This is a genomic window from Vibrio sp. FF266, from assembly GCF_041439695.1.
Classification (GTDB): Bacteria; Pseudomonadota; Gammaproteobacteria; order Enterobacterales; family Vibrionaceae; genus Vibrio; species Vibrio tasmaniensis_A.
In genome coordinates this window covers 1-6207 of the sequence record NZ_JBGOOO010000078.1, presented here as the reverse complement: position 1 = coordinate 6207, position 6207 = coordinate 1, and the positions used below count along the sequence as shown (strand labels likewise).

Below are 6207 nucleotides of genomic sequence, written 5' to 3'. Positions count from 1 at the left end.
CTTTGAACAACGAAATGTCGCTTAATGTAGTGTCCAGTCCTGCTGGAGCAGATCACCCCTGACTAATTCGTAGCACTAGTCAAAGGATTACGTAAAAATAGAGACCGTCAATTTCCCTCGGTAATTAAGCGAATGACAAAGTCGCTTGGTAGTTACGATACGACAGAATCGCTTGGTGATCACAGTGCCTTAGTGCGACTACTCTAAAACACTTCTGCCCCAAAAACATTTAGATTAAATACTCTACACAATTTAGAGGGCGTGCGTTTACCCTACTAAAACTTATTCGATTGAGTTGATAACCGTTCATTCTCGTCATTAGGCGACATCTTGCAATCTAACTTCCCTTCATGTGTCATAACTTATTGATTGTCAGTTGAGTTAATATTAAAATGATGGCATTGCCGAAAGATGAAAGACGACAATTTGTCGCCTAATAAGCGTTATAAGCTTTGGTCGAGAGAGGTCAAATGACAATAGTAGAGCAAATAGTTAATCGAGAAATTGAAGCTGTAATCGTATATGAGTCTAGTGATGTTATAGCCTTCGCTGATCATGATCCTATTAACTTTGGACACATACTGATCTGCCCAACCTACCCTTACGAAAGTTACATTGAATTACCAGACCAAGTTCTTACAGAAATTCAATCGGTGGCCAGAGACCTCTATCAACGTATTGAGCGAACTTTTGAACCAGATGGTATATCTTTTATTCAAAATAACGGTAAATTCAATGAGCTTTCACATTACCATCTCCATATTTTTCCTAGGTTTAATGGTGACAAATTTGGGTGGAAAAGTAGTGAGATTGGAGTTCAAAGCATAGAAAAACTGCGCGAATCTCTGGCACGCTTATAACAAATAAGGATAAGTGTCGCCCAGCCGACACTTTATCTGGTTGTTGAACAAGCCCGTCACGGTGACACCTTTATTAGTAATTTGCTCAGTCTGAGCAAGAGGGGTTTAGGCTCCCCTCGCGTCTTCAAGCCGAATGAAGCCATTGAGCCGATCATTGACGATCTGCCCAAGCCGATAGTTGTCCTGTGTCTCTTTTACGTGTTAGACCTCCGCGGTGTTCATTGCACCATTATCCTTATAAGCGAGCACCTTTCGGCTCGTCAGCTGGCTAGCTCGGTCGGGTGATCCCAACGCACACCATTTCGTGCTCGCAACAAGGGCACGTTCGTACGGCTTTGCTGCGCACAGGGAGAGACGTTAGCATCGGACAGATCCACTGTGGTGCCAGCAAGAGTAAGATAGCCAGCCTTAACCGCCTCGCATTGCCATGCATAAATCCATAGTCTCGAACCCGTTGCAGCCCTTTGGGCAGCACGAACGAACTAATGGGGTCAAGTCTTGCCTTTTGCCTAACCATGTTTTCTATACCTGAAGTAATCAGAAAATACAGTGTGCTCCGTAGATCGTAACAAGCTTTTGTCCAGAGGCTTCATAGACCTGAATTTTGACTCGTGGCACTTTCTAACTCAAAAGTGTCTTATTGGCTTCATGAGGTGCATAGTTAAGCACAATACTTTCTGAAATTAACGTTACCATAAGGTATAAAATTCCTGCTATGGCATCTCGTTTAGTGCGTTAATCTGGTGTTTCAAACCATCTATAAAAACATCAACATACCTATTAAAACTCTCATCCATCGGTTTGTCATAGCCATTTTGCCAGCGTAAAATGAAAGAAGCATTCATCATTTGAGGTAGAAAACGAGTTAAGTTTGGATACTCACTATTTTCTACCTTCTTAGCCTCCCCTCTTAACTTAGCTTCCCATTCATCCGCATTATCTAGCGGTAAATGACCGAACTCCATGGTTACGAAACCACACATTGATGCAATTACTGTGTTGTACATAGGGACTATATGAGACGGCGGACAATTTGCATCCAAAAGAGCAGCTATAATTCCATCTAGCAATCTAGGATCTTGATACGCATTTGCCAGAAGTCGCCCTCCTATCAAATCTGCGATGTGGGGATGGTGTTTTACTGCACCTCTGTAGTTTTGGAATAACAGGGTCAACCAGACGTGCCAATCCAGGTTACCGTAGTTAGGTGTGACACTAGACATCACTGTATTTGCAATTTCACCTAACAGTGTGTTTTTGTTTTTAAAATACCAATAGATAGCTGTTGGATAGGTATCTAACCGTTTAGCTACGTCTCGAATACTAAACGTATCGATTCCTTTCTCCGCAATAAGATTCAGTGCTACCTCGATTATAATTTCCTTAGAGAGAGGTGTTGTATTTGCTTTTCTTTTCATAAAGGTACCGCTATCTATAAAGTACTTGCTAAAGGGAGGTCTGCTTTTTAGACAGATTGAACGAACTTCTAATGTTAAAAGTATCGTAAACAATATTTAATTTGGTAATCAAGCGGCTACCTTTGTCGACTTCTAACACATCGACAACATTAAAAGGTGCAGGTTCACCATTGGCAAGTGTCCAGTCAAAGTAGAACCAGATAGATATCAAATCTGTACAGTCACGAGTTGATTTCCCTTCCATTACGCCCTTCAAGGTTAGCTTTGAACTGCTCGTATCTTCAAACAATTCAGGATAAAAGTCTGCTGCCTTACGTTCACCGTAAAGTGGTGAACTCACCAACGCATCTGGCGTGAAAAGCGATAGTACTTTTTCAATGTTTGCTTCTTCAAGTGCTTCAAGGTATTTGTTTGCTATCGTATTGGCATTCATGATTTTACTCTATTGTTCAGTGTGCAATACTATATTGTACACTGAACAATAATGAGAGCAAGCTTGAGTTTGTAGCTGTTTAATAGAATGAAAGGTGCTGCATTAACAATGAATGCACTCCTGCATTAAATGCATAAACATTTCGCATCATTGACTGTAATTGGAAGGTTTTGTCCAAAAGCTTCTCAGGTGTCGTCTACTCGACCAAAGTGTGGTAAAGCAATAACTAAATAGAGAGTTCAGACAGGATCTCTGTTTTTCATTGCAGTCATTTCAATGACTGTTTTATTGTAAACTACAATTCACTTTAAGATTTTTATAGTAAAATAGTTTTTACTATAATTATTTCTAACCTATTACCTTGACATTTAAATTTTGGTAAATTAATATTTACCTTATTATATTTACGGTAAAGGTTAATTTACTATGGGAAGAGGTAACATTCAGGTTAGCACTGTTGCTAGTGCCGCACTAACTCATTTTGCCACGATGCTTACAATCCAGCGTAAGGAAAAGAAAATCACTGTAGAAGAGACTTGTTCCCGAGTTGGGGTATCTAAGCCCACTATGATAAAGATTCTTAAAGGTGATCCGTCTGTAAGTATCGGACTCTACTTCGAAACTGCTTGGGTATTAGGTGTTCCTTTATTTGAACCCGATGAAAACCAGTTTGCTATTAAACGTAAAACAAATGCGAAAATTGAGGCATTACTGCCTAATCGAGTAAGAAGGAAAAAGGTAATTTTAGATGATGACTTCTAGTAATCAATGCTTCGTTTGGAAATGGCTTAAAGGACAATCAGAGCCTGTGGTAGCAGGTAGACTCACTATTGATGAAACTGGCCAACATTTTACGTACGGTCAGTCTTACTTGAAACGTTCAGATGCAGAACCAATTTACTCAAATGAATTACCGCTTTCTGCTGGTACTAAGGAACCAGTTCAAGGTATGCCTATATTCTCTTGCTTGCGTGATGCAGCTCCAGATGCTTGGGGACGTAGGGTCATTAATTCTCGGTTGATGGGCAAAGACTACGATGCTGAGTTAGGCGAAATGACGTATTTGATGCATTCCGCTTCAGATCGGATCGGTTCTCTCGATTTTCAAGAATCGGCCACTGAGTATTTTGATCGTTCTACTGATGCGGCAACTCTTGAAGAATTATACAATGCGTCTGAAATCGTCGGTCAAGGTAAGGAAATCTCTTCGGATTTGGATAGAGCACTTATGCATGGTACATCCCTCGGAGGTGCTCGCCCGAAAGCGATGATCACTGGTAATGAAGCTAAGTATATTGCTAAGTTTTCAGCATCAAATGATACTTACGAAGTTGTACAATCAGAATACGTAGCAATGAGGCTTGCCAAGTTAGCAGGACTCAATGTTGCCGAAGTTATTTTTGAAAAAGTATTAGGAAAAGATGTTCTTCTTGTAAGACGCTTTGATAGAGCGTTAGTTGGTGACGTTTGGTGTCGTCGCTCAATGGTGTCCGGGCTGACAGTTTTAGGCTTAGATGAAACATGGGCTAGAGAGGCATCTTACGCAGACCTAGTGAACAATATGAAGCAGTATTGCATCGATTTTACCTCTGATAGCCAAGAGCTATTTGCACGGATGGTATTTAATGTACTGATCGGTAATACGGATGACCATGCTCGAAATCATGCTTTCTTTGTAGAAGGGGAGAAAATATCCCTGTCACCGGCTTATGATATTTGTCCACAAAACCGTACAGGTGGGGAGGCGAGTCATGGAATGAAGATCTTCGAAAATCTTAATTTATCTCTGTTATCACTTTGTATGCAAGCAGCACCAAGTTTCAATATTAAGGCTGAAAAAGCAGAAGAAATTATTAGGTTTCAAATTTCTACGATTACCCAAGAGTTTGAATCCGTGTGTAACGAAGTAGATGTCCCTGAAGTTACGCGAAAGTTACTTTTCAAACGTGTGATATTGAATGACTACATATTCAATGAAATGGAACATTTAAAGCCGCAAGATGGTCATTAAGTAGAATACATGGAATATCTAAATAAACAATGTCCGTACGACATGATGGGTTTTGTCGCAAAGTTTTGCGTTGTCGGTTAAGATTTACTCAATCTTTACCTAATACTCTGAATCTCAATGTTTAAAGGTTGCCACTTCCCCTCTGAAGTTATTCTCGAAACCGTACGTTATTATCTCGCCTATAAACTCAGTTATCGTGAAATTGAAGAGATACAATTGGAGCGCGGAGTCGTTGTGGATCAGGCCACTATTAATCGTTGGGTTATCAAATTTACGCCAGTATTAGAGCACAGAGCGAGGTGTAGAAATAAGCCCGTATCTGGCTCGTGGCGAATGGGTGAAACCTACATCAAAGTCTTTGCGCTCAAAAACATAGCGTCTGGAGCGCTTTATCTTTTGATAAACGCGATCAACTGCTGTCATTTGAACCTCCTAACTTTCATACGTGTTCGTAATATAACGCAACCTTATTATGACAGGAAGAAATACGGCAAACTCAAAGGGGATAATACGGCAAAAATAACGAATAAATATTATTAACCTATTGTTTTATAATAATCATTTCAAGGTCATTAAAAATGACCTTTCTAAAATCAACACCCCAACCTTACTATGAGTCTATCCCCTCAGAGATGTTCAGAGCCTCCTCAATTTCTACGCCTAAATAGCAAATGGTATTATCCAACTTAACATGGCCAAGTAATAGTTGCACAGCGCGAATGTTTTTGGTTCTCGCCTAAATTAACGTCACCTTGGTACGGCGCATCGAGTGGGTACCATAGAGATAGGGATCGTAGCCGAGTTCCGTTACCCAGCGGAAAATGATGGTGGCGTAACTGCTACAACTAATTGCTTTACCCTGCCTTCGAGGACTTGGGAAAATAGAGTCTGGTGCAGAGAGTTGGCTGTGCAGTGCGTGAAGTGAGCTCAAACTGTACCCCTCTGGCTGTAAAGCACGCGATCTTGAATCGCACCACCAGAAGAGATATCCCTCACTTTCATTCTAAGTAAGTCACAAGAACGTAACTTGCAATCGATAGCGAGATTGAGCAAGGTCGATTTCAAGCCTAGTGCGAATTCGCCAGATATCTTCAAGCTTGAAGGACTTTTTCTGCCCTGTTAGATGACCTTTCTTCGTCCACATAATTGACCTCCAATCTAAACCAGCTCATCTGCATACGCAGGTAATTATATAAAAAGTACTGCATTTCACTCTCAAGGAACCACGATGCCTAGACCTAAACGCGCGTCCGGCAACCACTTTACCCGTGGCGGACAAATTACTTTTCACTCCATTCGGATGTTCTTTCAAGTCAACAATACCTTAGTCTACGCCGCCATTTGGTCGGTGATAGCGCTCACTGGCGTTCTTACCTGGCTACGCGCGCCCGATAACGCCTTTTGGTCTGTGTTCTACTACTGGCGCAATCATATCTATGCCAGCTTTGGGCACAATCTTAACAGCGAAGTCACGACGTTCTGGAG

5 protein-coding genes and 4 pseudogenes are annotated in these 6207 nt (G+C 41.1%); 5 read left to right on the top strand and 4 right to left on the bottom strand.

The features are described from left to right. Positions 1 to 470 precede the first annotated feature (470 nt). Positions 471 to 860, top strand: a complete 390-nt coding sequence (locus tag ACED59_RS23930) for an HIT family protein (protein ID WP_017100563.1) — start codon at positions 471 to 473, stop codon at positions 858 to 860. Positions 861 to 1573: 713 nt separating this feature from the next. On the opposite strand, the gene ACED59_RS23925 is transcribed toward ACED59_RS23930, so the two are convergent. Next, positions 1574 to 2278, bottom strand: coding sequence for a TetR/AcrR family transcriptional regulator (locus ACED59_RS23925; protein ID WP_017103707.1), 705 nt, complete (start codon positions 2276 to 2278; stop codon positions 1574 to 1576). 28 nt (positions 2279 to 2306) lie between these two features. Next, on the bottom strand, positions 2307 to 2711 hold the full coding sequence (locus ACED59_RS23920) for a nuclear transport factor 2 family protein (RefSeq protein WP_017100096.1): 405 nt from the start codon (positions 2709 to 2711) through the stop codon (positions 2307 to 2309). Between the two features lie 426 nt (positions 2712 to 3137). On the opposite strand from ACED59_RS23920, the gene ACED59_RS23915 reads away from it, so the two are divergent. The 3 genes and pseudogenes from ACED59_RS23915 to ACED59_RS23905 all read left to right on the top strand — a co-directional run. Then, complete coding sequence (locus tag ACED59_RS23915; protein WP_017100095.1) at positions 3138 to 3473, top strand: helix-turn-helix transcriptional regulator; 336 nt, start codon at positions 3138 to 3140, stop codon at positions 3471 to 3473. Then, on the top strand, positions 3460 to 4722 hold the full coding sequence (locus tag ACED59_RS23910; protein ID WP_102421462.1) for a type II toxin-antitoxin system HipA family toxin: 1263 nt from the start codon (positions 3460 to 3462) through the stop codon (positions 4720 to 4722). Before ACED59_RS23915 ends, ACED59_RS23910 begins: the two co-directional genes overlap by 14 nt. 117 nt (positions 4723 to 4839) lie before the next feature. Further along, positions 4840 to 5079: pseudogene (locus ACED59_RS23905) on the top strand (IS6 family transposase); the annotation flags it as partial. Here the strand turns inward: ACED59_RS23905 and ACED59_RS23900 are convergent. Together ACED59_RS23900 and ACED59_RS23895 are read right to left on the bottom strand one after the other, a co-directional pair. Beyond that, positions 5071 to 5145, bottom strand: a pseudogene (locus ACED59_RS23900) (S-adenosylhomocysteine hydrolase); the annotation flags it as partial. The pseudogenes ACED59_RS23905 and ACED59_RS23900 sit on opposite strands and share 9 nt — an antisense overlap. 187 nt (positions 5146 to 5332) lie before the next feature. Beyond that, positions 5333 to 5866, bottom strand: a pseudogene (locus tag ACED59_RS23895) (integrase). Positions 5867 to 5950: 84 nt separating this feature from the next. Here ACED59_RS23895 and ACED59_RS23890 point away from each other — a divergent pair. Further along, positions 5951 to 6207: pseudogene (locus ACED59_RS23890) on the top strand (type IV conjugative transfer system coupling protein TraD); the annotation flags it as partial.